We start from the raw sequence: 21,305 nt of genomic DNA, 5'->3' as shown, positions 1-21,305 counted from the left end.
TTAGGCTGCCAGCTTGGATGCGATGGCGGTTTCTTCGACGGCGCTGCTGCTGAAGCGGGCCGCCAGCGCGCACAGCGCGGATGCGGCGACGACGATGCCCAGGATGCTCAGCGTCTGCTGCGTGTTGCCCAGGCCTTTCATCAGGAAGCCCGCAGCGACGGCGCCGACGTTGCCGCCGGCGCCGATGATGCCGGCCACGCCGCCCAGGGCGCGTTTGTCGACGAAGGGCACGATGGCGTAGGTCGCGCCGCAGGCCATGTGGGTGAACAGGCCGAATACCAGCATGGCGGCTATGGCAAGCGCGGCGGTGCCGGCGTTGGCGAACATCAGCAGGCCGGCGCCTTCGCCCAGCATCAGCACGAACAGCAGCGTGACGCGGTTATTCAGGTTGCCGGTGGCGGCGAATTTGTCCGACACCCAGCCGCCCAGCGCACGGGCGAACAACGCCAACAAGCCGAAGCTGCCCGCCGCCATGCCTGCCTGCGCCAGCGTCAGCTTGAAGTGGTCGACGTAGTAGATGGCGGCGATGTTGTGGATGAAGATCTCGATGCCGAAGCAGGCGCCGTAGGTGATGAACAGCAGCCATACGCGATAGTTGGCGGAGGCCAGTTTGAACGAATCCCAGCCCCCTTTCTTGCCGCCGTCGATGGCGATGCCTGCTGCGCGCAGTTCGCTGAAGTTCCCTTGCGGGCAGTCCTGCGTAAAGCGGTAGTACACGCCGGCCATGACGATCATCAGCACGCCCGGCACGATCAGCGCCGCGCGCCAGCCGAAACCCTCGCTCACGCCCAGCATGACCATGGCGGTCATCAGCAGCGGCATCACGGCTTGCGCCACGCCGCCGCCCGCATTGCCCCAGCCTGCGGCTGCCGCGTTGGCGGTGCCCACGACCTTAGGCGCGAACATCACCGAGGTGTGGTACTGCGTGATGACGAAGCTGGCGCCGGCCGCGCCGATCCCAAGGCGGAAGAACAGGAAGCTCTCGTAGCTCTGCGCAAAGGCGACGCCGATCACCGGGATGGAACCCAGCAGCAGCAAGCCCGTATAGGTTTTGCGCGGGCCGAAGTGGTCGCACAGCGGGCCGACCACCAGCCGCACGAGGATGGTGATGGCGACGGCCGCGATGTTGATATTGGCGATCTGCGCGACGCTCAGGCCGAATTCACCTTTAATCACCGGCATCAGCGGCGCGCAGGCGAACCAGGCGAAGAAGCAGACGAAGAACGCCATCCAGGTCAAGTGGAACGCCCGCATCTGAGGCGTTGAGATCGAGAAGAGCTTGATGCTGGTAGCTTTGGTGGCCATTTTTTATCCCGTTCAGAAAACAAAAAGGCGTCCGCGCAGCCACGATCATCTAAGACCGGGTTGGGCGGACGCCGTTGTCCTGCCAACCCGTCTTTGGGTCGGCGTATGTATTCGGGGGGATCGCCGTTGATCCCTTAGCCTCTGTATTGCAAGAGGCGTGCCAGAGCGGATTGAGGCGGTCCACAGAGGGAGAGTGGCGTCAAGCGCATGGGCCGAGCCGCCGCGATGCCATGTTGCGGTGCACGATTGCACGCTATCGGTGCGCGCCGGCGGTGCATTACATGCAAGCTTTCAGTGCATCGATATGGCGTTCGCTCACCGCGACCTGGGCTCCACAGCGCAGCGTAAGCAGATAGCGGCCATCGCCGACCACCGACAAACGCATGACCTGGTCGCGCCGGACTATCGCAGCGCGGTGGACGCGCAGGAAGTCGTCGGGGTTCAGCAGCGGTTCGAGGCGGCTGAGCGGTATGCGGTGCAGCACCTTGCGCGACGCCAGATGCAGCTCGACGTAATTGCCTGCCGCTTGCAGCCACAATACATCGCACACCCGGATCTGTTCAATATAGCCGACCGAGCGCACACTGACCGCATCGATATGCCGCTCGGGCGCAAAGTCCACGTAGCCGCGCAGGGCATTGCCATATCCATCCGACTGGCGATAGCGCAGCATTTGCGACGCCCGCTCGACGGTCTGCGCCAGCCTGCGGTCGTCGATCGGCTTGAGCAGGTAGTCCAGCGCGTGGACTTCAAACGCATCGACCGCGTAGGCGTTGTAGGCGGTGACGAAAATGATCAGCGGCGGCGCCGGCATGCGGCTCAGCTCCCGCGCCAACGCAAGGCCGCTCTCGCGCGGCATCTGGATGTCCAGGAATATGGTATCGATGGTGGTCGTCGCCAGCACGTCGCGGGCGGCGGCGGCGCTTTCGCACTCGGCCACCAGTTGCCAGTCCGGATGCGACTCCATGGCCATCCGCAGATTCGCGCGCCCTGGCGGTTCGTCGTCCACGATGAGATAGGTGATGGGCATCTAATCCTGCTCCGCCAGCGGCAGCCGAATCTCCGCGAAGAAGCGCTCCCCGCGCCGCTCTGCGCGCAGCGATGCGCGCGGATTCCACATGAGCAGGCGGTCGCGCGTGTTTGCCAGTCCCAGGCCGGTGCCGGGATTGGGTGGCGCGTGAAGGTTGACCGGATTCGAGACGGTGATCAGCATATCCCCGGCCTGCCGCTCGAACCGGACGCGGATATCGCTGTCGCCCTCATGGCAATCGAGATCATGGCGCAAGGCGTTCTCGATCAATGGCTGCAACAGCAGCGGCGGACATGGCACGGCGTGAAGCCGCTCGTCGTGGCAGCCGATACTGATTTGCAAACGGCCGCCATAGCGCAGCCGCTGCAGCTCCATGTAATCCTGCACGAACTGCAGCTCTTCACCCAGGCTGACGTCGTCGCGCAGGCTCGCCGACAGGGCGTAGCGCAGCAGGTCGCTGAGGCGGTTGATACCGTTCAGCGAGACCGCCTTGTCGCCGCCACGGACCAGGGCGCTGATCGCGTTGAGCGCGTTAAAAATGAAATGCGGTTCGAGCTGTGCGCGCAGGGCTAGCATGCGTTGCTGCTCCAGGGCCAACGACAATTGCAGGTTCTCCGTGTGAGCCTGCCGCCAGGCGTGCTCGCGTGCCTTGGCCAGGCGCCAATTGCCGATGGCGACGATGATGGCAAAGGTTGCGCTGCTCATGAACCAGCCGTAGCGGCGCATCCTCAGGAAAACCTGGCGCGCGTCATCGATGCTTCCGCTACGCAGCCAGTCCAGGTAAAACCATTGCAGCGGCTGGAACACCAGCATCACCAAGACGAACAGTCCCACCATGTTGCGGCGGCGTTCGAACAGCGCAGGCCATCGCTCCAGCGCCAGGCACAGGCTGGAGCTCAGCACCATCATGGGCGCATACTCGATGCACCATTTCGCCCAGAGCGCTGCAAAGCCCGAGAGGCCGCCATGCGCGGCGTCGCCGTTGTAATGTCCGAATGCTCCCACGCCGCCGATCGCAGCCCAGGCCAGCGCATTGACAAGGACGATCCTTGTGGCGTTCGGAAAGTGAGCACGTAGAACGGCTGGCAGGGGCGCTGTATTCATCGGCAGCGAGTATATCAGGCGCATATGCGGACGGCGGGAGCGCCGGGGGATGCTGTCACACGGTAGCGGGATTTCATCACTCAGGGGTATGGAAGGCGCTTCGTCCGGTCCAGAATCGGCTTCTTTGCATCGAAAGGGAAAGCCATGCCACTCAAGAAAATCGGCAAAGGGCTGCTCGCGTTCATGGCCTGTTTGCTGGCGTATCTCGTCATCGCAGCCTCGTGGGCGCAGGTATCGTTCAACGACGCCATATCGAAGGTACCGGTTGCATCGGTCAATTTGTCGCAGCGGCAGATAGACATTCTGCTCCGGGTGGAAGATCCGAATTTTTACGAGCACCCCGGCCTGAGCCTCGCCGAGGGCCAAGGTTTCGCCACCATCTCATCGGCGGTGGCGAGCCAGGTCTTTCTGTCGGATCGCAAGCTGGATGGCGTCGAGGGTGCGTTTCAGGCGCTGTATCGCGGCGTGTTCAGGTGCTGCAAGCGTGTCGATCTCGGACGCGACGTCATGGCGCTGGTGTTGAACGCCAGGCTACCCAAGGACAGGCAGTTGGCCCAGTACGTGTCGGAGGTCTACATGGGCAGCCACCAAGGAACGGCGGTCATAGGATTGGCGTCCGCGGCCGAGAGCTATCTGAGCAAGCCGCTGGAGCAGGCGTCGGAATCGGAGTTCATCGGCCTAGTAGCGATGATCAAGGCGCCGAATTTGTATCACCCTCTTAAAAACCCATCGCTCCACCATCTGCGCGCGGCACGCATACAGGCGCTGATATCGGGGAAGTGCAAGCCTGCCGGCTGGTTCGATACTTCATACACGCAGTGCGACCCGTAGGCCGCCGGTTTGTTGACGATATCTTAATGCTGACTTATGCTGGCGGCCATGACCTTACGCCATTCTCTCTGCGTCGCTGCGCTGTCAGCCGGCGCCGCCCTGCTGGCCACATCCGCGTTTGCCGCACGCGTACTGGATGAGGCGACGATCCATATCGACGGACAAGCGCGCCGTTACTATCATCTGCACGATGCCCAGGACAGCGGGCGCGCGGCGCCCATCGTGCTGCTCAGCGGATCGGGCTGCAAAGACTTCGGCAGCCGCGTACCGTTCTTCTTCGAACGCTACCCGGCGCCGGTGGATGTCTACTTCCTCGAAAAGATCGGCATTCAGAAAGGTGCGGATGGCCAGGTCTGTTCCGAGGCTTACAATCAGGCGGACACGCTGGAACGCAGGGTCAGCGACACCCTGGCGTTCATCGGCCAGGAGCCGGCCTTGAAGGCGCTCGGCGCACGCAGCCTGGCGATACTGGGCTTCTCAGAAGGCGGGACAGTGGCGCCGCTGGTCGCCGCGCGCAGCCCGAAGATAGGCTGGCTCGCCACCGGCGGCAGCGGTGGCCTGCCGCAGAGCGAAATATTCCTGATCTTCGCCGACCGTGGCGTGGAGCCCTATGCCAAGCCGTTTTCACGCGAGATCTTCCTGAAGACCTATGCCGCGATCAAGGCCGATCCGCAAAGCCTGGACAAGGAATTTTTCGGGCATCCATATCGCTACTGGAGCTCGCACCTGTTCTACGATCCGCTGACCACCTACGCCAAATTGGATATCCCGATCATCGCCGCCATGGGCGAGAAGGACGACAGCGAGGCGATCGAATCCGGACGAGCCTTGCGCGACTACTTCGCAGGCCATCCGGAAAAGAACTTCACCTTCATCGAATACCCCAACGCAGGCCATGCGCTGCAAGCGCCGGACAAGGCCAATCTGCAGGACTTCATCGCCGGCCTGGCGGCGTGGTTCAAGTCTGGCGTCAAGCGCTAGCGCGAACAGGCTCGATCAGCGCCTGCCAGTCATCCGCGCAGCGCACCACGTCGCCGACGACGATGATGCTTGGGCTGCCTAGGCCGCTGTCGCGCAGTGCCTGCGGCAGCTGGCCCAGCGTGGTAAGCAGCTGCCGCTGGTTGTCGCGCGTGGCCGACTGCACTACCGCCACCGGCGTATCGGCCGCAGCGCCACCTGCCAGCAGGCCGGCCTGGATCGCGTCCACCCGCGCAACGCCCATGTAGATCACCAGCGTCAGGCCGCTCTGCGCCAGCGCCTTCCATTCCGGCTCGGACTCCGCATCCTTGCCATGCCCGGTGACGAAGGTGACGCCCTGGCTCCACGAACGATGCGTCAGCGGTATGCCGATGCTCGACGGCGCGGCCAGGCCGCTGCTGATGCCCGGCACCACATCCACCTCGATGCCGTGCGCGCGCAGCGATGCGCGTTCCTCGCCCCCCCGGCCGAACATGTACGGATCGCCGCCCTTGAGCCGAACCACGCGATGCCCCGCCCTCGCCTCAGCGATCATCAGCCGCTCGATGAATTCCTGCGGCGTGGATGCGCAGCCGCCACGCTTGCCAACCTGGATCACCCGCGCCGTCGATGGCGCGAAGGAGAGTATCTCCGGGTTGACCAGGTCGTCGATCAGCACCACGTCTGCACGCTCGATGGCGCGGACGGCCTTTAACGTCAACAGTTCCGGGTCGCCGGGACCCGCGCCTACCAGGGTTACGCTGCTCATCATGTTCTCCTTAACCTGCGGCGGCCAGCGCCGCGCTGACCATTTCGTCGATTTCGCCGGTGATGTTGGACAGCACCCCCGCCACCACCGAAAACTCCTTGCCCGCGTGCCCGGCCCGCGCCGCGACGATGCGCGCATTGAAGGCCACCATGCGCGCCTGGCGGTTGATCGTATCGATATCGGTGATTACGCCGCGCAGCTGCTTGCGCATCAGGCGCGCATTCTTCTTCGCCTGCTCTTCATAGATGCCGGTGATGGTGTTGAGGATCGCCAGCGTCGGCGTGGTGATGCGCACCAGCTCCGCCAGCAGCTCGCCGGCCTGCGACGAGCCCTGCTCGATCGCCTTCAAGGTACGCTCGCCCAGGTCGGCGAAGGCGACGATCTGCCGGTCGCCATCCCGCTTGCCGAAGTAGGCGTCATGCAGTTCGGGGCAGAACACGCCCGGTAAACCGTCCGCCTCGGCCAGCAGGGACTTGTGCGCGCCACGGAACAGCGCCAGCGCCTCCTGCGCGGTGGCCGCTCCATCCGCATGCCCTTGCGACGCTAGCAGCGCATACAGCACGATGCGCTGCGATGTGAAGCGGCGACGGCCCGACAGATTGATCAACGCCCCGAACACTTCGCCGGTCAGCGGCTTCTTTGAGGCGCCCTCCGGCGCCATGGGTGGCGTGGTCATGTCCATCAGGCGGCTTCCTTCGCGGGATGCGCCTGTTTGCGGTACAAGAACTCCAGCACCGCCGTGCGGTATTCCATGTAGCGCGCATCCTGCGCCAGCGCCACGCGGTCACGCGGACGATCCAGCCTCACGTCGACGATCTCGCCTATCGTGGCAGCCGGGCCGTTGGTCATCATGACGATGCGGTCCGACAGCAGCACCGCTTCGTCCACATCGTGCGTCACCATCACCACCGTCGAACTGGTTGCGGCGACGATCTTGAGCAGCTCGTCCTGCAAGTGTGCCCGGGTCAGCGCGTCCAGTGCGCCGAAGGGTTCGTCCATCAGCAGCACTTTCGGCTCCATCGCCAAGGCACGGGCGATGCCGACGCGCTGCTTCATGCCGCCCGAGATTTCATGCGGACGCTTGGCCTCCGCCGCAGTCAGGCCAACCAGCGCCAATGCCTGCATGGTGCGCTCCCGCAGCTGATTACGCGATTCGGTCTTGCCGAACACCCGCTCCACGCCGAGGAAGATGTTTTCATAGCAGGTCAGCCACGGCAGCAGCGAGTGATTCTGGAACACCACCGAGCGCTCCGGCGACGGCCCAGCGATCTCGCGGTTGGCGCATAACAGCACGCCGTCCGTCGGCTTGAGCAAACCGGCGATCAGGTTCAGCAGCGTCGACTTGCCGCAGCCGGAGTGGCCGATCAGCGTGATGAATTCGCCCTTGCGCACCGTCAGGTCGATCTCGCGCAGCGCGTGGAACACGCCCTTCCGGGTATGGAACACCATCTCCACGCCTTCGATATCGATGAATTTTGGCTCGTCCATGATCGCAGTCCTTTAGTTGGATACTTGTTCGTAGGTGAAGGCACGGGCCAGCGCCATCAGCGCCTGTTCCAGCAGCAGCCCGACCACGCCGATGGCGACGATGGCGATGATGATGTGCGGGACATTGAGGTTGTTCCACTCGTCCCACACCCAGAAGCCGATACCCACGCCGCCGGTCAGCATCTCCGCCGCGACGATCACCAGCCATGCGGTGCCGATCGACAGCCGCACGCCGGTCAGGATGTAGGGTAGCGCCGACGGCAGCAGGATCTTGGCCAGCACCTTCCACTCCGACAGGTTCAGCACCTTGGCCACGTTCATGTAATCCTGCGGCACGCGCTGCACGCCGACGGCGGTGTTGATGATCATCGGCCAGATCGAACAGATGAAGATCGACCATATCGCCGCAGGGTTGGCTGACTTGAACACCAGCAGCCCGATTGGCAGCCAGGCCAGCGGCGACACAGGCTTGAGCAGGCTGATAATCGGCCCGAACATGCTGCCGATGAAGTGCACGCGGCCGATCAGGAAGCCCAGCGGAATACCCACCAGCGCCGCCAGTCCAAAACCCACCGCCACGCGCTGCAAGGACGCGAGGATGTTCCAGCCTATGCCCTGGTCGTTCGGGCTTTTGCTGTAGAACGGATCGGAGAACAGCTTGACCGCTTCCTGCAAAGTCGCCAGCGGCGTCGGGAAGGCGCTGTTCTTGATGGTGATGATCTGCCAGACCAGCACCAGCAGCGCAGCCCCCAGCAAGGGCGCGATGATCTTCATCGCGGTGGCGGATACCCGCTGCCGCGTGCGCGCCGTGGAGTTGGCGGCGAGCGGACGGCGTGGACGACGGATCGGCGCCGCTGCTACCGGTTCGGCGCTATCGGGTTTGAGCATGGCGTTCATGGCATTCCTTTATCAGGCTTTGATCTTGAAAGAGGCGGCGAACGCTTTCGGGTTCTTGCCGTCCCAAACGGAACCATCCATCATCTTCGACGTGCGCAGCGGGCTTTTAGGCACCGGCGTCTTGGTCATCGCCGCCGCATCCTTGTACAAGTCGATCTGGTTGACCGAGGTGGCGACGGCCAGGTAATCCGGGTCTTCCTTCAGCAGGCCCCAGCGGCGGTGCTGCGTCATGAACCACATGCCGTCCGACAGGTAAGGGAAGTTGACCGCGCCGTCGTTGTAGAACTTCATGTAGTTCTGGTCGTCCCAGGTCTTGCCCAGGCCATTCTGATAGCGGCCCATGATGCGCTGGTCGATGGCGTCCTTGCTGGTGTTGACGTAGGACTTGTCGGCGATGACCTCGGCCATCTTGTTCTTGTTGGCCAGCGAGGAATCGATCCATTTGCCGGCGTCGAGGATGGCGGCCATCATCGCGCGGCAGGTGTTCGGATACTTCTTGGCGAATTCCAGCGTCGAGCCGAGCACCTTCTCCGGATGGTCTTTCCAGATGTCCTGGGTGGTGGTGGCGGTGATGCCGACGCCGTCCATGATGGCGCGGTGTCCCCACGGCTCGCCCACGCAGAAGCCGTCCATGTTCCCGACCCGCATATTGGCCACCATCTGCGGCGGCGGCACCGTGATGACCTTGGCGTCCTTCATCGGATTGATGCCGTTGGCGGCCAGCCAGTAGTACAGCCACATCGCGTGGGTGCCGGTCGGGAAGGTCTGGGCGAAGGTGTATTCGCGCTTGTCGGTCTGCATCAGCTTGGCCAGCGACGGACCGTCGACCGCGCCCTTGTCGGCCAGCTTCTTCGACAACGTGATGGCCTGGCCGTTGTTGTTAAGGCTCATGAGCACCGCCATGTCTTTTTTCTGGCCGCCTATGCCCATCTGCACGCCGTAAAGCAAGCCATATAGAACATGGGCTGCATCGAGATCGCCATTGGCCAGCTTGTCGCGCACGCCGGCCCAGGAGGCCTCTTTGCTCAGCACGAATTTGACGCCGTATTTTTTATCGAAGCCCAGCACCGACGCCATCACCACCGATGCGCAATCGGTCAGCGGAATGAAGCCGATCTTGATTTCTTCCTTCTCCGGCTTGTCCGAACCCGCCGCCCATACCCCACCCGTAGACAAACCCAGCATGCTTCCTCCCGCCACAAGACCTGCGCTTTGAATGATTTGACGGCGCTTGGTATCGACGCCGGCTTGTTGTTCTTTGTATTCCATCGCAAATCTCCAAAAAAAAAGTCTACCCAGCGCGAACGGATTCGCGTGTGTAGACGTCGTTGTCTGGTGGACCTCGCCGCCGTTGGCGAGGTACAGCAAGCGCATCGTTGCGCTTGCCTAAAGGCTATGCAATGACCATGCCAGCAAGTCTTCAGGGGGAAAAGGCAGAAATCCGGAGGGCGGCAGCGCCATGCGATGGCGCAGAAAACGCACCGCGATTGCGCAGTGCATCATTTTGGACGGGATTTAGCCGAGCAGGTCTTCTACATCGATGATGCGCTGGGCCACCTCGGACAGCTTGAGGTTTTTGCTCATGGCCATGCTGCGCAGCTTTTGGTAGGCCTGCTCTTCGCTGAAACGTTGGCGCTCCATTAACAGGCCCTTGGCGCGCTCGATGATCTTGCGCTCGGCCAGCTTGCTCTTGGTGTCGGACAGTTCGTCCAGCAGCTTCTGCTCGCGCTTGAAGCGCGCCAGCGCCACCTGCAGCACCGGCTTGATGCGGTCGCTCTGCAGGCCGGCCACGATGTAGGCCGACACGCCGGCCGCCATGGCGGCCTCCATGCTCTCGGTGTCATCGCTCTCGGTGAACATGACGATGGGACGGCGCTCGTCGCGGGTGGCGATGACGATGTGCTCCAGCACATCGCGCGCGTCGGATTCGGCGTCGACGATGATCATGTCGGGCTGCAGCTGGGCGATGCGCTCGGGCAGGTACATGTCCGGCGGCAGCGAGGCGATGATGTCGTAGCCCGCTTCCAGCAGGCCGATGCGCAACGCGCGCGCGCGTTCGGCCTGCGCGAGCAGGGAGGCGTCGTCCTCGTCGCCGGCGTGGATGATGGTGTTGACGACCACTATGCGTAAATGTTTCATGACTCTTCTGCAAGCAAGAATCAAACCATTCTACGGCACACGGCCAACGATCGGCCAACATGCCTCTAGCGCTGCATGCCCCAGCGACGGATAGTCAACGTTTCCAGTGGACGGAAAACCACGTTCTCCACCAGCAGGCCGATCAGGACGACGGCGGCCAGGCCGGCGAATACCTTGTCGGTATAGAGCTCGTTGCGGTTCTGGAAGATGTACCAGCCCAGTCCGCCCTGGCCGGCCGTGGTGCCGAATACCAGTTCGGCGGCGATCAGCGTGCGCCAGGCGAAGGCCCAGCCTATCTTCAAGCCGGCGAGGATGGACGGCAGCGCGGCCGGCACCAGGATGTGCAGCACCAGGCGCAGGCCGCGCAGGCCGTAGTTGCGGCCCGCCATGCGCAGGGTCTCGGGCACGCCCTGGAAGCCGGCGTAGGCGCCCAGCGCCAGCGGCCACAGTACGGCGTGCACGATGACGAATATCAGGCTGGCGCGGCCCAGGCCGAACCACAGCAGCGCCAATGGCAGCAGCGCGATGGCTGGCAAGGGGTTGAACATGGAGGTCAGCGTTTCCAGCAGGTCGCGGCCAATGCGGGTGGACGCGGCCAGCGCGGTGAGGACGAAGGCGGCCAACACGCCCACCGCGTAGCCTTGCAGCAGGACGGCCAGCGAGGTGCGCACGCGGTCGAGCAGTTCGCCGCTGGCGATGCCGGCGATGAAGGCTTGCGCGGTTTGCAGGAAGGTTGGCAGCAGCAGGTCGTTGTCGGTCCAGATGGCGGCGGCTTGCCACACGGCGGCCAGCAGGAGCAGGATAAAGGACTTGCGCAGCCAGGCCTGCTGCCATGCACGCTGAAGCGGCGGCGCGGCGGCGGCCGCCGTGCGCGGTGCGTAGTCGGCGGGGATGTATTCGTATTCCTGGCGGATCGGTGGATCGAAGGACAAGCTCATAGCGCGATGCTCCGGTCCAGTGGCGGTGCGACGACCGGCGCATCGAACAACAGGCTGTGGATGCGTTGTGCGGCGGCCTGGAACTCCGCGCTGCCGGCGCTGTGCAGGTCGAACTGGTGGCTGTTCAATTCCGCCCTCACCCGCCCCGGATGCGGCGACAGCAGCAGGATGCGATTCCCCACCACCAGCGCCTCCTCGATCGAGTGCGTGACGAACAGCAGCGTGAAGCGCAACTCTTCCCACAAGCGCCCCAGCTCCTGCTGCATATTGCGCCGCGTGAGCGCATCGAGCGCGGCAAAGGGTTCATCCATCAGCAGCACTTCCGGCTGCATGGCGAGCGCACGCGCGATCGCAACGCGCTGCTTCATCCCGCCGGACAGGGTATGCGGATGGGCGTTTTCAAAGCCGCCCAGGCCCACCTTGGCGATCCAGTGCATCGCCCGCTCCTCCGCCTCGTGACGGCGCAGGCGCCTGGTCATCAGCAGCGGGAACATCACGTTCTCCTTCAGCGTCTTCCATGGCGGCAGCTGGTCGAACTCCTGGAACACCACGATGCGGTCAGGCCCCGGCCCCGTCACGGCAGCGCCATCGATGCTGATGCCGCCGGCGCTGGGCGCGAGAAAGCCCGCGGCAGCCTTCAGCAGCGAGGACTTGCCGCAGCCGGAGGGCCCCAGCAGCACAAAGCGGTCGCCCCGGTACACGTCGAAGCTGACGTCATGCGTCGCCCGCGTGCCGCCGTATTCGAGGCTCACGCCGCTGGCTTTCAACAAAGGCGCAACCGCACCGGCGGGGCGCACGACTTGCAGTGTCATGGTCTCACCCGCCCTGCGTAATGACAGGGTCGTCGAAGAAGTAGTCGCGCCAGCTGGCCGGCTGCCTCTTGATCGCGCCCACGCGGTACAGGAACTGCGAGAGGCCGTAGGTGTTCTGCGGCTCCACGCTGAACTGCACCTGCGGGTTCTTGATGATCTTCAGCAGCAGGTTGCGATCCACCTTGCTCTTGCTGATGCGGATGTACGCGTCGGCCGCGCCCTCCGGATTGCCGCTGGCGTATTTGGCCGCCTCCGCCAGCGCGGCGGTGAAGGCGCGATAAGTCTTGGGATTCTCGTTGCGGAACTTCTCGGTCGCATACAGCACGGTGGCCGAACTCGGGCCGCCCAGCACATCGTAGGAATTCAAAATGATGTGCGCATTCGGATTGCCGGCCAGCTCCTGCTCCTGGAACGGCGGGTTGCCGAAGTGGGCGTTGATCTCCGTACCGCCTGCAATGACGGCCGCCGTTGCATCAGGATGCGGCAAGGTCTGGGTGAATTTATCGAGCCGCGCAAAATCCTTCTCGCCCCACTGCCTGGCCGCCGCATATTGCAGGATGCGCGACTGCACCGACACCGTCACCGCCGGCAGCGCGATGCGGTCCTTCTCGGTCAGGTCGGCGATAGACTTCACTTTCGGGTTGTTGCTGACCAGGTAGTAGGGGAAGCTGCCCAGCGACGCCACGCCTTTCACGTTCTGCCTGCCCGAGGTGCGGTCCCAGATCGTCAGCAGCGGGCCGACGCCGGCGCCGGCGATGTCGATGGCGCCGGACAGCAGCGCGTCGTTGACGGCCGAGCCGCCGGACAACTGCGTCCACTCGACCTTCACATCCACACCGTTCTTGCGGCCCTGCTTTTCGATCAGCTGCTGGTCCTGCGCGATGTTCAGCAGCAGGTAGACCACGCCGAACTGCTCGGCGATGCGGATGCGCCCTTCGGCCTGCGCGGCGGTGGCGAAGCTGAGCGCGAGGGCGGCGGCGATCACGCGGGAAGTCAATCTGGACATGGGTTTCCTTGAAATTAGAAAGGCGTATCGCCTTCGATGGTGGTGCGATACAGCTTGCGGCGCAGATGATCCGGCGTGCCGCCGGCCAGGTGCATCAGCGAGCGGTTATCCCAGAACACTAGGTCGTGCGGCGCCCAGCGGTGACGGTACACATGCTCGGGACGCACGCTGTGCGCAAACAGCTCGGCCAGCAGCGCGCGGCTTTCGTCCGGCGGGATGCCGACGATGCGCGTGGTGAAGTGCTCGCTGACGAACAGCGCCTTGCGGCCCGTCTCCGGGTGCGTGCGCACCACCGGATGCATGACCGGGCGCACCTCGGCGATCTGCTCCGGCGTCAATGGCGGGCGGTAGGGATTGCGGCGGCGTAGTTCCTCGTATTGCGCCAGGTAGCTGTGCTCCGCGCGCGCGCCCTGCACCGCGAAGCGCAAGGCCGCAGGCAAGGTGTCCCAGGCCAGGTGCATATTGGCGAACAGCGTATCGCCGCCTTCGGCCGGCAGCTCCTGCGCGTGCAGCATCGAGCCCAGGCTGGGCGTTTCCTTGTACGACAAATCGGAATGCCAGAAGTGGCCGGCGTCGCCAAGGCCGATCGGCTTGCCGTCTTCGATGATGTTGGAGATGACCAGCACCTCCGGATGCGAAGGCAGCTGGAAGTTGCGCAGCACGTGGATTTGCAGCGGCCCGAAACGGCGGCTGAAATCCACCTGCTGGCGCGGGGTGATGCGCTGGTCGCGGAACACCAGCAGGTGGTGCTCCAGGTGCGCCTTGTGGATGCGGTCGAACGCCCGCGGGGACAAAGGATGGTTGAGGTCCAGTCCCAGGATCTCCGCGCCGAGCGGCGCGTCGAACAATTCGATGTCAAAAGCGGGTTGGAGAACGGCAGACATGGCACACGCCCAGTGAATGAGTATGTGCCCAGTCTATGCCGCTTCCCTTATTTAGAAAACGAAGCTTACCTGATATCGATATATGGAATCTTTATCAGCCCTGCTCCGCTTCGTACTCGCTCAGGCGCTTGGCCACGCGTGGCGCCAGTTCGTGGGCGGCGGTGACGGTCATTTCCAGATCGTGCAGCTTGCCGTCCTTCAGGCCGTAGACCCAGCCGTGCACCGTGACGTTCTGGCCGCGGTCCCATGCGTCCTGCACGATGGTGGTCTGGCAGACGTTGGACACCTGCTCGACCACGTTCAGCTCGCACATGCGTTCCGCGCGCAGCTTGCTGGTCAGGACATCGCCCAGGTAGCGCTCGTGCTTCTGGTGCACGTCCTGCACGTGGCGCAGCCAGTTGTCGGCCAGGCCGACGCGGGTGCCGGTCATGGCCGCGTGCACGCCCTTGCAGCCGTAGTGGCCGACGATGATGACGTGCTTGACCTTCAGCACATCGATGGCGAACTGCAGCACCGACAGCGCGTTCAAGTCCGAGTGCACCACCACGTTGGCGATGTTGCGGTGGACGAAAACGTCGCCCGGGGCCAGGCCCAGCAGCTCGTTCGCCGGCACGCGGCTGTCGGAGCAGCCTATCCACAGGTATTCCGGCGAGGCTTGCTGCGCCAGGCGGTTGAAGAAGTCGGGATCGCGCTCGACTTCGGATTCGGCCCAGCGACGGTTGTTTTCCAGCAGGTCGCGCAACGGGGAACTACTGTTGTCCAGATCACTCATGATGCTCCTCTCGTACATAAGAAGACCGCCGGCCCACCCGAAAAGGGTGGACCGGCGGTCCGATATTACCAAGACTGCATGACGTCGCAGTTACTTAAAAAACTTTACTCAAAAAAGTCTTTTACCTTGTCGCGCCAGGTCTTGCTTTGCGGGCTGTGCTTGGCGCCGCCCTCGGTGGTCAGTTTTTCGAAATCGCGCAGCATGTCTTTCTGCTTCTCGGTCAGCTTGACCGGCGTCTCGACCGCCACGTGGCAGAACAGATCGCCCGCGAAGCCGGAACGCACGCCCTTGATGCCCTTGCCCTTGAGGCGGAAGGTCTTGCCCGACTGGGTGCCTTCCGGGATCGTGAACGATACTTTACCAGACAAAGTCGGCACCTCGATATCGCCGCCCAGCGCCGCCTTGGCGAAGGAGATCGGCATTTCGCAGTGCAGGTCGTCGCCTTCGCGCTGGAACACCGTATGCGGCTTGATGTGGATCTCCACATACAGGTCGCCCGACGGCCCGCCGTTGGTGCCCGGTTCGCCGTTGCCGGACGAGCGGATACGCATGCCGTTGTCGATGCCGACCGGGATCTTCACTTCCAGCGTCTTGTTGCGCTTGATGCGGCCCTGGCCGGCGCAGGCTGCGCATGGCTCGGGGATGATCTTGCCGGTGCCGTGGCATTTCGGGCAGGTCTGCTGGATGCTGAAGAAGCCCTGCTGCATGCGCACCTGGCCGTGGCCGGCGCAGGTCGAGCACGTGACCGGCGAGGTGCCGGGCTTGGCGCCCGAACCGTGGCAGGTGTCGCACTTGTCCCAGGACGGTACGCGGATCGTGGTGTCGAAGCCGTGGGCGGCCTGCTCCAGCGTGATCTCCAGGTTGTAGCGCAGGTCGGCGCCGCGGTACACCTGCGGGCCTTGGCCGCGGCCGCGGCCACCGCCGAAGATGTCGCCGAAGATGTCGCCGAAGGCGTCGCCGAAACCGCCGGCGCCGCCGCCGAAGCCGCCGCCGCCGCCCATGTTCGGATCGACGCCGGCGTGACCGTAACGGTCATACGCTTCGCGCTTCTCCGGATTGGTCAGCATCTCGTAGGCTTCTTTGACTTCCTTGAATTTTTCTTCCGACTCTTTGCTATCCGGATTGCGGTCCGGATGGTACTTCATCGCCAGTTTGCGATAAGACTTCTTGATCTCGTCTTCCGACGCATTTTTTGCGACACCAAGTGTCTCGTAGAAATCTCGCTTTGCCATATTGTCGGCACCTTGCTGTATTTATACTGATGTACTGTTTATGCTAAAAAGCCGAGCCGGTGCCGTTTACACGACCACACGACTCGGCGCTCGTCCTCCCCTATGCGGGGATGGCGATATTACTTGCTGTCTTTGACTTCTTTGAAGTCGGCGTCGACCACGTCGTCCTGCGGCTTGGCCTGCTCGGCGCCTGCGCCTTGTCCAGCACCTGCGCCGCCTTCAGCGCCGCCGGCTGCAGCTTGCTGCGCCTGCATGTCGGCGTACATCTTCTCGCCCAGCTTCTGCGAAGCGGTCGACAGCGCCGCCACTTTGGCGTCGATCTCGGCCTTGTCGCCGGCCTTGATCGAACCTTCCAGGTCGGTGATCGCGGCTTCGATTTTTTCCTTCTCGCCCGCTTCCAGCTTGTCGCCGTATTCGGTCAGCGATTTGCGGGTCGAGTGCACCAGCGCGTCGGCCTGGTTGCGCGATTCGGCCAGCTCTTTCACTTTCTTGTCTTCTTCGGCGTTGACTTCGGCATCCTTCACCATCTTCTGGATCTCAGCTTCGGTCAGGCCGGAGTTGGCCTTGATCGTGATCTTGTTTTCTTTGCCGGTGGCCTTGTCTTTCGCGCCGACGTGCAGAATACCGTTGGCGTCGATGTCGAAGGTCACTTCGATCTGTGGCGTGCCGCGTGCTGCCGGCGGGATGCCTTCCAGATTGAATTCGCCCAGGCCCTTGTTGCCGGCCGCGATTTCACGCTCGCCCTGGTAGACCTTGATGGTCACGGCAGGCTGGTTGTCGTCGGCGGTCGAGAACACTTGCGAGAACTTGGTAGGAATCGTGGTGTTCTTGTGGATCATCTTGGTCATCACGCCGCCCAGGGTTTCGATACCCAGCGACAGAGGCGTCACGTCCAGCAGCAGCAAGTCCTTGCGCTCGCCCGACAGCACGGAGCCCTGGATGGCGGCGCCGACAGCGACGGCTTCGTCCGGGTTCACGTCCTTGCGCGGATCTTTGCCGAAGAACTCTTTGACTTTTTCCTGCACCTTAGGCATACGGGTCATACCGCCGACCAGGATGATGTCGTCGATGTCCGAAACCTTGACGCCGGCATCCTTGATCGCGATGCGGCATGGTTCCATGGTCGCGTTGATCAGTTCCTCGACCAGCGATTCCAGCTTGGCGCGGGTCATCTTCAGGGTCAGGTGGACCGGCGCGCCGTTCGCCATGGCGATGTAAGGCTCGTTGATTTCGGTCTGCTGCGACGACGACAGTTCGATCTTCGCGCGCTCGGCCGAAGCCTTGATGCGCTGCAGGGCGATCGGATCTTTTTTCAGGTCCAGGCCGTTGATCTTCTTGAACTCGTCGATGATGTAATCGATGATGCGCTGGTCGAAGTCTTCGCCGCCCAGGAAGGTGTCGCCGTTGGTCGACAGCACTTCGAATTGTTTTTCGCCGTCGACGTCGGCGATCTCGATGATCGACACGTCGAAGGTACCGCCGCCCAAGTCATACACGGCGATCTTGCGGTCGCCCTTGTCGGTCTTGTCCAGGCCGAAAGCCAGCGCGGCTGCGGTTGGTTCGTTGATGATGCGCTTGACGTCCAGGCCCGCGATACGGCCGGCATCCTTGGTTGCCTGGCGCTGCGAGTCGTTGAAGTACGCAGGCACGGTGATGACGGCTTCGGTGACTTCTTCACCGAGGTAGTCTTCTGCCGTTTTCTTCATCTTGCGCAGCACTTCAGCCGAGATTTGCGGCGGAGCCAGTTTTTTGTCGCGTACGCCGATCCATGCATCGCCATTGTCGGCTTTCATGATCGAGTAAGGCATCAGGCCGATGTCCTTCTGCACTTCTTTTTCGTCGAACTTGCGGCCGATCAGACGTTTGACGGCGAACAGCGTGTTCTTCGGATTGGTAACAGCCTGGCGTTTTGCCGGCGAGCCGACCAGAATTTCACCATCTTCTTGGTAAGCAATGATCGATGGCGTCGTGCGTGCGCCTTCGGCGTTTTCGATTACCTTTGGCTGACCGTTTTCCATGATGGAAACGCAGGAATTCGTGGTTCCCAGATCGATACCGATAATTCTACCCATGATTTTTCTTCCTTATTTGCTAAAGTTCAGATGGTACTAATATGTGGAAAAGCTGTATGTTTTCAAGTGCTTAGTTCGACGAAATTTACCGTTGTTCGTCGCGGCACTGCCGCGACTCACTACTTCGCTTGCGCTGCGGTCACGATGGCGGGACGCAGCAGGCGGTCCGCGATCATATAGCCTTTTTGCAATACGGAAACAACCGTATTGGCTTCCTGGTCGGCAGGCACGACGGCGACAGCCTGGTGCTTGTTCGGGTCCAGCTTCTCGCCCTGGGCCGGCAGGATTTCCAGCAGGCGGTTTTTCTCGAAGGCCGACGACAGCTGCTTGAGCGTCATTTCCACGCCTTCTTTCAGCGATTCGATCGATGGCGTTTCGACCTTCAGGGCCATTTCCAGGCTGTCCTTGACCGGCACCATGGCTTCGGCGAAGCTTTCAACGGCGAACTTGTGGGCCTTGGCCACGTCTTCCTGGGCGCGGCGGCGGATGTTTTCACCGTCGGCTTTGGCGCGCATGAAAGCGTCGTGCATCTCGGCCAGTTTCGCTTCGGTGGCCGACAGCTGCTCCTCCAGGGATGGCTGCTGGTCAGGAGTCGATGGCGCGGCCGGCGCTGCGTCCGTCTCTGGATTAGGTACGGCTTGGTTTTCCTGATCTTGCATCTATAGACTCCTACTATCGTGTTTGTTTGACATTACTTTCTTACTGCACCGGTTGCAAATGGGGCGATAACCTACGTTTTCAAGGGGTATTCTGCCCATCATTTAATCAGCCCTGCCGTGCGCCGCCCCACAAGCGAGCTCATGTAACACGCGTTACAAAACTTCGTGTGTGCAGGCTCTACTATTTGGCGCGGCAGCGTCTAAGCTGTATTAAAGACAACCGTTTCAGGGAGCGCATTCATCATGAAGTTGCCACTGATCGCAGCATCCATCCTGGTGTATATCGTCTTGGCGACGGCATGGATATGCTATGCCGCCGATCCCATCAGCCGGCTATTTTAACAGGCTGGCACTCGTCACCCGCAAGTGCTGATTACGGTAAGTGTGGCGCGCTTGTCTCTTTTCAGTCGGCGGCGCCGAGTTTGAGGGCGGCTGCGCGGCCGATTTCCGCATCGGCCTTCACTTCCTCGTGCTGGGCGGCAGGCATCTGGGTCGGCCAGCCGATCATGTGCTGCTCCGCAATTTCCGCCATCGCGGCGATCCAGGCTGGCGATTCGTTCAGGCAAGGGATGTAGTGGAACTCCCGGCCGCCGGCCTGTTCGAAGTCGTGGCGGACCTCCATCGAGATCTCTTCCAGCGTTTCCAGGCAATCGCTGATGAAGCCGGGGCACAGCACGTCCACCCGCTTGACGCCGTCGCGGGCCAGCTGGGCCACCGTGGGCGCCGTGTACGGCTGCAGCCACTCGGCCTTGCCGAAGCGCGACTGGAAGGTGACGATGTATTGATCCGGCGTCAGCTTCAGGGCGGCGGCCAGCAGGCGCGCGGTTTTCAGGCATTCGCAGTGGTAGGGGTCGCCCAGCATCAGGGTGCGCTTGGGCACGCCGTGGAAGCTCAGCACCAGCTTGTCCGGGCGGCCGTGGGCGTCCCAGTGCGCCTGCACCGACAGGCGCAGCGCGCGGATGTAGGCTTCGTGGTCGTGGTAGTTGCGCACGAAGCGCAGCTCGGGAATGTTGCGCACCGTGCCGTAGTGGTCGAACACGGCGTCGTAGATCGAGCCGGTGGTGGTGCCGGAATACTGCGGATAGGCGGGCAGCACGGCGATGCGTTCGACGCCGTCGGCCTTGAGCTTGCTCAGCACCTCGGGCAGCGACGGCGAGCCGTAGCGCATCGCCATGGCGACGGTGAAGTTGTGGTGGCCGCGTTCGCCGAGCGCGCCGCGCAGCAGCTGGGCCTGGGCGGCCGTGTGCACCTTCAGCGGCGAGCCTTCGCGGGTCCAGATCGACGCGTATTTCTTCGCCGACTGGCCGGAGCGGAACGGCAGGATGATCAGGTTGAGGATGAACCACCAGACGGCGCGCGGAATTTCCACCACGCGCGGATCGGACAGGAACTCCTTCAGATAGCGGCGCACCGCCGAGCGGGTGGGCGCGTCGGGCGTGCCCAGGTTGACCAGCACGATGGCGCTACGGCCGACGGTGCCGTGCTTGTGGGGAGGTTCTTTTAAGAAGGTCATGGAGGCCGATGGCAGTGTGGATAGGACAACATGCCATTATAGTTAGCCTGGCGCGGCGATGCTTGGAAATCGCCGGATGCGGCACCGCGCGTGTCACTCAGGCTGTCCAAGGGTTAGTTACTGCAAGACCGACGCTGGCAAACGGCGCCGTATCCCGCGTCGCCACCGCAAAGTGCCTCGACACAGCAATCGCGGCTATTTGGCCGTCAGCGAAAGACATGACTCGCCCCGCTACACGAGCGCGCGTGATCAGCGAGGCGTAAGTAACGGCTGCTGCCTGATCGAAGGGCAATATTCGTGCACCAAATAATTTGTCCATCAATGCAATCAGTGCTGCAGCAAGCTGTCTCTTGCGCTTTCCATCATGAAGAATTTCAATTCCGACCAGTAGCTCGGCCAGACTCGTTGCGGTCAAATAGAGGTTTTGTGGGGCCTGCCGATCTAGCCACGCCTGCACAGCTGGACTGCCGCTTAGCTTCATCGGCTCCGATACGACATTGGTATCGAGAATAATCATTCATAATCCGCCGGTTTGAGCGGAGCCTGGTCACGAACTATGATCAGTTCAATCCCACCAAATGATTTTCCAAAAGCCGCCAGTTGCGCGCCGATTTTCAAGGGTGCGCCGGGATGCAATGCTTGCTCAAGAATGTCGAGCAGCTCCGCTTCGGTGCTGCGCCCATGCTGCGACGCGCGCGCTGTCAGCGCACGGTGCGTTTCTTCAGGCACATCAAGAACAGTAATGGCTGGCATATATCCACCCTTTCGGCATGCGATGGATATCATAGCGCTTTTTTATGCCGGCCAGCCCACACCTCGGCTGAGACGTATCAAGAGGCGAGCAGCTCCCACGCATGTTTGCGGCGACCAGCGTTCAGTGGCTGGCCACGCGGCATA

22 protein-coding genes are annotated in these 21,305 nt (G+C 62.6%); 2 read left to right on the top strand and 20 right to left on the bottom strand.

Translation table 11 applies throughout. From position 1 onward, the window contains the following. From DUGA2_RS18580 to DUGA2_RS18570, 3 genes are all read right to left on the bottom strand, one after another. The gene (locus DUGA2_RS18580) at positions 1-1,305 is read right to left on the bottom strand and encodes an MFS transporter (protein WP_070270972.1); all 1,305 of its coding nucleotides are present in this window, start codon (positions 1,303-1,305) and stop codon (positions 1-3) included. 277 nt (positions 1,306-1,582) lie between these two features. Next, positions 1,583-2,335, bottom strand: coding sequence for a LytTR family DNA-binding domain-containing protein (locus tag DUGA2_RS18575; RefSeq protein ID WP_070270971.1), 753 nt, complete (start codon positions 2,333-2,335; stop codon positions 1,583-1,585). Next, the gene (locus DUGA2_RS18570) at positions 2,336-3,463 is read right to left on the bottom strand and encodes a sensor histidine kinase (RefSeq protein ID WP_229214719.1); all 1,128 of its coding nucleotides are present in this window, start codon (positions 3,461-3,463) and stop codon (positions 2,336-2,338) included. 120 nt (positions 3,464-3,583) lie between these two features. On the opposite strand from DUGA2_RS18570, the gene DUGA2_RS18565 reads away from it, so the two are divergent. Together DUGA2_RS18565 and DUGA2_RS18560 are read left to right on the top strand one after the other, a co-directional pair. Next, positions 3,584-4,270 (top strand): transglycosylase domain-containing protein, encoded by a 687-nt coding sequence (locus DUGA2_RS18565; protein ID WP_070270970.1) that lies wholly within the window; start codon positions 3,584-3,586, stop codon positions 4,268-4,270. Between the two features lie 48 nt (positions 4,271-4,318). After that, positions 4,319-5,251, top strand: coding sequence for an alpha/beta fold hydrolase (locus tag DUGA2_RS18560; protein ID WP_168167801.1), 933 nt, complete (start codon positions 4,319-4,321; stop codon positions 5,249-5,251). On the opposite strand, the gene cobA is transcribed toward DUGA2_RS18560, so the two are convergent. From cobA to DUGA2_RS32795, 17 genes are all read right to left on the bottom strand, one after another. Further along, positions 5,241-5,996: a uroporphyrinogen-III C-methyltransferase gene (cobA, locus tag DUGA2_RS18555; RefSeq protein ID WP_070358272.1), complete on the bottom strand. Its 756-nt coding sequence runs from the start codon at positions 5,994-5,996 to the stop codon at positions 5,241-5,243. The two genes, DUGA2_RS18560 and cobA, sit on opposite strands and share 11 nt — an antisense overlap. A 10-nt stretch (positions 5,997-6,006) precedes the next feature. Beyond that, a complete protein-coding gene (locus tag DUGA2_RS18550) occupies positions 6,007-6,678 on the bottom strand; it encodes a type IV pili methyl-accepting chemotaxis transducer N-terminal domain-containing protein (RefSeq protein ID WP_070270967.1) in 672 nt (223 codons plus the stop codon). Then, complete coding sequence (locus tag DUGA2_RS18545) at positions 6,678-7,484, bottom strand: ABC transporter ATP-binding protein (protein ID WP_070270966.1); 807 nt, start codon at positions 7,482-7,484, stop codon at positions 6,678-6,680. The genes DUGA2_RS18550 and DUGA2_RS18545 overlap by 1 nt, the downstream gene beginning before the upstream one ends. A 12-nt stretch (positions 7,485-7,496) precedes the next feature. Next, positions 7,497-8,381, bottom strand: a complete 885-nt coding sequence (gene ntrB / locus DUGA2_RS18540; protein WP_070270965.1) for a nitrate ABC transporter permease — start codon at positions 8,379-8,381, stop codon at positions 7,497-7,499. 12 nt (positions 8,382-8,393) lie between these two features. Then, on the bottom strand, positions 8,394-9,566 hold the full coding sequence (locus tag DUGA2_RS18535) for a CmpA/NrtA family ABC transporter substrate-binding protein (protein ID WP_070270964.1): 1,173 nt from the start codon (positions 9,564-9,566) through the stop codon (positions 8,394-8,396). A gap of 330 nt (positions 9,567-9,896) precedes the next feature. Continuing rightward, positions 9,897-10,520, bottom strand: coding sequence for an ANTAR domain-containing response regulator (locus DUGA2_RS18530; RefSeq protein WP_008452630.1), 624 nt, complete (start codon positions 10,518-10,520; stop codon positions 9,897-9,899). A 65-nt stretch (positions 10,521-10,585) separates the two neighbouring features. Next, positions 10,586-11,458 carry an ABC transporter permease gene (locus DUGA2_RS18525; RefSeq protein ID WP_070270963.1) on the bottom strand — a complete coding sequence of 291 codons (873 nt, stop codon included), beginning with the start codon at positions 11,456-11,458 and terminating at the stop codon, positions 10,586-10,588. After that, complete coding sequence (locus DUGA2_RS18520) at positions 11,455-12,270, bottom strand: ABC transporter ATP-binding protein (RefSeq protein WP_070270962.1); 816 nt, start codon at positions 12,268-12,270, stop codon at positions 11,455-11,457. Before DUGA2_RS18520 ends, DUGA2_RS18525 begins: the two co-directional genes overlap by 4 nt. Positions 12,271-12,274: 4 nt before the next feature. Continuing rightward, on the bottom strand, positions 12,275-13,276 hold the full coding sequence (locus DUGA2_RS18515; RefSeq protein WP_070270961.1) for an ABC transporter substrate-binding protein: 1,002 nt from the start codon (positions 13,274-13,276) through the stop codon (positions 12,275-12,277). A gap of 14 nt (positions 13,277-13,290) precedes the next feature. Continuing rightward, positions 13,291-14,160 carry a TauD/TfdA family dioxygenase gene (locus DUGA2_RS18510; protein ID WP_070270960.1) on the bottom strand — a complete coding sequence of 290 codons (870 nt, stop codon included), beginning with the start codon at positions 14,158-14,160 and terminating at the stop codon, positions 13,291-13,293. A gap of 94 nt (positions 14,161-14,254) precedes the next feature. Beyond that, positions 14,255-14,932 carry a carbonate dehydratase gene (gene can / locus DUGA2_RS18505; RefSeq protein WP_070270959.1) on the bottom strand — a complete coding sequence of 226 codons (678 nt, stop codon included), beginning with the start codon at positions 14,930-14,932 and terminating at the stop codon, positions 14,255-14,257. Between the two features lie 104 nt (positions 14,933-15,036). After that, positions 15,037-16,164, bottom strand: coding sequence for a molecular chaperone DnaJ (gene dnaJ / locus DUGA2_RS18500; RefSeq protein ID WP_070270958.1), 1,128 nt, complete (start codon positions 16,162-16,164; stop codon positions 15,037-15,039). Positions 16,165-16,283: 119 nt separating this feature from the next. Further along, positions 16,284-18,236 (bottom strand): molecular chaperone DnaK, encoded by a 1,953-nt coding sequence (dnaK, locus tag DUGA2_RS18495; protein WP_070270957.1) that lies wholly within the window; start codon positions 18,234-18,236, stop codon positions 16,284-16,286. Positions 18,237-18,355: 119 nt separating this feature from the next. Beyond that, the gene (grpE, locus tag DUGA2_RS18490; protein ID WP_070270956.1) at positions 18,356-18,895 is read right to left on the bottom strand and encodes a nucleotide exchange factor GrpE; all 540 of its coding nucleotides are present in this window, start codon (positions 18,893-18,895) and stop codon (positions 18,356-18,358) included. Positions 18,896-19,298: 403 nt separating this feature from the next. Continuing rightward, complete coding sequence (gene hemH, locus DUGA2_RS18485; protein WP_070270955.1) at positions 19,299-20,408, bottom strand: ferrochelatase; 1,110 nt, start codon at positions 20,406-20,408, stop codon at positions 19,299-19,301. 97 nt (positions 20,409-20,505) lie between these two features. Beyond that, positions 20,506-20,925 (bottom strand): type II toxin-antitoxin system VapC family toxin, encoded by a 420-nt coding sequence (locus tag DUGA2_RS18480; RefSeq protein WP_070270954.1) that lies wholly within the window; start codon positions 20,923-20,925, stop codon positions 20,506-20,508. Next, positions 20,922-21,161: an Arc family DNA-binding protein gene (locus tag DUGA2_RS32795; protein ID WP_071658946.1), complete on the bottom strand. Its 240-nt coding sequence runs from the start codon at positions 21,159-21,161 to the stop codon at positions 20,922-20,924. Before DUGA2_RS32795 ends, DUGA2_RS18480 begins: the two co-directional genes overlap by 4 nt. Positions 21,162-21,305 lie beyond the last annotated feature (144 nt).

The sequence above is a fragment of the Duganella sp. HH101 genome, from assembly GCF_001758795.1.
Classification (GTDB): Bacteria; Pseudomonadota; Gammaproteobacteria; order Burkholderiales; family Burkholderiaceae_D; genus Rugamonas; species Rugamonas rivuli.
The sequence above is the reverse complement of the archived record's forward strand: the minus strand, read 5'-3'. Positions and strand labels throughout refer to the sequence as shown.